The following is a 2597-nucleotide window of genomic DNA, read 5'->3' as shown; positions in this document are numbered from 1 at the left end:
TGCGGGGCAATCGGGCGGGAAAGGCCTGTTCGGCCCCCGAAGGTCACGCCCCCAGCAGGGATTGGCCGCAGACCCGGATCACCTGGCCGTTCACCCCGCCGGAGGCGGCGGCGCAGAGCCAGGCCGTTGTCTCCGCCACGTCCACCGGGAGACCGCCCTGCGCGAGGGAGTTCATGCGGCGGCCCGCTTCTCGGATGAGGAGAGGGACCGCCGCTGTCATCTTCGTCTCGATGAAGCCGGGGGCCACCGCGTTCACCGTCACCCCGTACTCCGCGAGAGCCCGGGGTGCCAGGGAGCGGACGAGGCCGATGATTCCCGCCTTGCTCGCCGCGTAGTTCGTCTGCCCCACGTTCCCCGCGATCCCGGCGATCGACGCCGTGGCGACCACGCTTCCGCCCCGCTTCAGCGTCCCGGACGACAGCAGGGAGTCTGTCGTTCGCAGGACGCTCGTGAGGTTGACGTCCAGGACCGGATCCCAGCGGTCCGCCGCCATGTTCGCCAGTTTGCGGTCCCGCGTGATGCCCGCGTTGTGGATCAGTACGTCAAGGCCGCCCTCGGCGGACACCGCCGCCGCGATGCGTTCGCCCGCGTCGTCCTTCGTGATGTCCAGCGGCAGGGCCGTCCCGCCGATACGGTCCGCCACCCGCACCAACTCCGCCTGGGCGGACGGCACATCGAGTACGAGGACGTGCGCTCCGTCCCTGGCGAGAACCTCCGCCACCGCCTCGCCGATGCCCCGCGCCGCACCCGTGACCAGCGCCGTGCGGCCGGCCAGCGGGCGGTCCCAGTCGCAGGCGGCGGGCTCGGCGTCCCCGATCTCGATCACCTGGCCGCTGACGTACGCCGATCTGGGGGAGAGGAGGAAGCGGAGGGTCGACTCCGCCGCCGACGCCGAGCGGATGCGGGTGAGGGCCGCGGTGCGGCCCTTCCCCAGCTCCTTGCCCAGCGAACGTACAAAGCCTTCCAGTGCCTGTTGCGCTGCCGCCTGGTGGTGGTCGGAGGGTGAGAGCGGCGCTCCGATGACGACTATGCGGCCGTTGTCCGCCACCTGGCGCACGACGGGGTGCAGGGATGCGTGGACCTGGGCCAGGCCCGGCGTGTCCGATAGGGCCGTCGCGTCGAGAACGACCGCCGCAGGGCGACGGGCGGCATCGGTCGCGGTGATTTCCTTCATGCCGGTACGGGCCAGGATCTCCGTCAGTGCCGGGGTGTGGGTGGATTCCCCCGCCGTCAGGTGCAGCAACTCACCTTCCAGCAGGGGGTGTTCCGCCGACCAGCGGCGCAGCGGCGCCGGCTGGGGGAGGCCGAGCCTGCGGGTGAGGAAGCGGCCGGGTGCGGTGCCCGTGAAGTTCAGATAGCGGTCGGCCATTGTCCAACTCCCAGCGCGGTCGTAAATTTACTTTGGAGTAAGGTTACTCAAGGGTCAGGAGCTGGTCGAGACATGAATCTGCCCACCACCCGCCGCGTGGCGGTCATCGGCGGCAGCCGCATCCCCTTCGCGCGCTCCGACGGCCCGTACGCGACCGCCTCCAACCAGGAGATGCTGACCGCCGCTCTCGACGGGCTCGTCGAGCGGTTCGGTCTCGAGGGGCCGGGCGCGGTGGGGGAGTTCGTCGCCGGCGCCGTGCTCAAGCACAGCCGCGACTTCAATCTCGCGCGCGAGACCGTCCTCGGCTCGCGGCTCGCGGCGACGACTCCCGCGTACGACATCCAGCAGGCCTGCGGTACCGGACTCCAGGCCGTCATCGCGGCCGCCAACAAGATCATGCTCGGGCAGACGGAGTCCGCGGTGGCGGGCGGTGCCGACACGGCGAGTGACGCGCCGCTCGGTGTCAACGACTCCCTGCGGAAGATCCTGCTGGCCGCGCGGCGGGCGAAGTCCGCGGGGGCGAGGGTGAGGGCGCTTGCCGGGATCCGCCCCGGGCACCTCGTTCCTGACATTCCCCGCAACGCCGAGCCCCGTACCGGGCTTTCGATGGGTGAGCATGCCGCCGTCACGGCGGAGGCGTGGGGCGTCTCGCGCGCCGCCCAGGACGAACTGGCCGCCGCCAGTCATCAGCGGCTCGCCGCCGCGTACGAGCGTGGCTTCCTGGAGGGTCTTGTTGTTCCCTTCCGTGGTCTGGAGCGGGATCAGAATCTGCGGCCGGGGTCCAGTGCGGAGAAGCTGGGGGCGTTGCGGCCCGTATTCGGGGTGAAGGGGCCCAACCCGACGATGACCGCCGGGAATTCGACTCCCCTGACGGACGGGGCGGCTGTCGCGCTGCTCGCCAGTGAGGAATGGGCGGGGTCGCGGGGGTTTGAGCCGCTGGCTTATCTGACGGCTTATGAGACTGCCGCGGTGGATTTTGTGGGGGGTGATGTCGTGGGGGGTGCTGGGGACGGGTTGTTGATGGCGCCTGCCTATGCCGTGCCGCGGATGCTGGAGCGGAGGGGGCTCGGGCTTTCCGACTTCGACTTCGTCGAGATTCACGAGGCGTTCGCCTCGCAGGTGCTTGCGACTATGGCCGCGTGGGAGAAGCAGGGGGTGGGGGTGGTCGACCGGGAGCGGCTCAATGTCGCCGGGTCGTCGCTGGCCACGGGGCATCCCTTTGCGGCTG

At 70.6% G+C, this 2597-nt stretch carries 2 protein-coding genes; one reads left to right on the top strand and one right to left on the bottom strand.

The window, feature by feature from the left end:
* Window positions 1-43 precede the first annotated feature (43 nt).
* Complete coding sequence (locus tag E2651_RS42560; protein WP_135336621.1) at window positions 44-1369, bottom strand: 3-oxoacyl-ACP reductase; 1326 nt, start codon at window positions 1367-1369, stop codon at window positions 44-46.
* Between the two features lie 72 nt (window positions 1370-1441).
* Between E2651_RS42560 and E2651_RS42555 the strand changes: the two genes are divergently transcribed.
* A partial coding sequence (locus tag E2651_RS42555) for an acetyl-CoA C-acetyltransferase (RefSeq protein WP_135336620.1) occupies window positions 1442-2597 on the top strand: 1156 nt, incomplete at its 3' end.

The sequence above is a fragment of the Streptomyces sp. MZ04 genome (genome assembly GCF_004684775.1).
Taxonomy (GTDB): domain Bacteria; phylum Actinomycetota; class Actinomycetes; order Streptomycetales; family Streptomycetaceae; genus Streptomyces.
Note: the sequence above shows the minus strand (reverse complement) of the source record. Positions and strands in the feature narration are given on the sequence as shown.

Excerpts from the sequence above, each read along its gene's own strand:
- E2651_RS42560 (WP_135336621.1), bottom strand. The coding sequence starts at position 1,369 with ATGGCCGACCGCTATCTGAACTTCACGGGCACCGCACCCGGCCGCTTC.